The organism is Psychrobacter sp. 1Y4 (genome assembly GCF_051847555.1).
In genome coordinates, this window is the sequence record NZ_JBPYDE010000265.1 from 1 (window position 1) to 902 (window position 902).

Consider the following 902-nt stretch of genomic DNA (forward strand, 5'->3'; position numbering starts at 1 on the left):
TGCTCGGCCGTGACTATTTGACCTGCTTCGCCGCCCGTGATGGTTGTGATCAAATCACAAGCTCGTGCCAAGGCAAGTTTTGGCAATTCAAAATCGACCCCACGCTCAAAACGCTGCGAGGCATCGGTGTGCAATCCAAAACGGCGTGCGCGCGCAGCGATAGCCAGTTGATTAAAGAAAGCGCTTTCTACCACGATATTGGTCGTACTATCGGTGACACTGCTACGCTGACCACCCATAACGCCAGCCAGTGCCAAAGCACCTTTGTCATCAGCAATCACAAGCTCATCACCGGTTAGCGTAACCGTTTGCTCGTTAAGCAAAGTAATGGTTTCATCAGGCTGTGCCAAACGCACAACAATATCACCTTCGATAGTATCAGCATCAAAAGCGTGTAGCGGCTGACCCAATTCCATCAACACATAATTGGTCATATCGACCAAGAAGTTGTGTGAACGTAGTCCGGACTGTACCAATGCATCTTGCATCCATTTTGGGGTGTCGATACTACGATCGATATTGCTAATAGATTGCAACAAATAGCGAGGGCACGCTTCTACCGCATCAACGGTTACAGCGGGCGTTGCACCATTATCAGAAGCGACTACATTGTCAGGAATCTCTGGCAACTGTACAGGCAAGTCATTGATGACTGAAATCTCGCGAGCGATACCGCGAACGCTAAAGCAATCACCACGGTTTGGGGTGATAGAGATATCCAATATTTGATTATCTAGACCTAAATATTCACGGATATCGGTACCAACTGGTGCATCTTCAGGCAATTCAAGCAAGCCATCGATATCATCGACCAAGTCAATTTCAGAGGCGCCGCATAGCATGCCGTTTGAGGCAACACCGCGTAATTTGCTTTTTTTGATCTTAAACCCTGTCTTATCATC

Annotated in this window: 1 protein-coding gene; it reads right to left on the minus strand. The window is 47.7% G+C overall.

The features are described 5' to 3' along the window. Positions 1-902 (minus strand): phenylalanine--tRNA ligase subunit beta (locus ACS8FC_RS15680; RefSeq protein WP_439297452.1); only part of this gene is annotated, 902 nt, incomplete at both ends.